This window comes from Halorubrum sp. SP3 (assembly GCF_005435195.1).
Taxonomy (GTDB): domain Archaea; phylum Halobacteriota; class Halobacteria; order Halobacteriales; family Haloferacaceae; genus Halorubrum; species Halorubrum sodomense.
The window spans coordinates 226-432 of sequence record NZ_SGTU01000399.1; positions in this window are offsets into that span (position 1 = coordinate 226).

Here is a 207-nt window from a genome sequence, read left to right on the forward strand (position 1 = left end):
CAAGAGCTCGAAGCGTTAGGCGATGAGGTAGACCAAGTCGTGAGCGTCACTGATGACCCCGATGAGGCGGATGAGGTCGTCAGCATCGACCCCGAACAGATCGAACCTGAGGATGGTAGCAACGACAACGGTTAGCAGTCAGAGACGGACTCAGCTGAGGGAATTACGGCAGCAAAAACACCCGAGTACTCAATCACCCTCTCAACG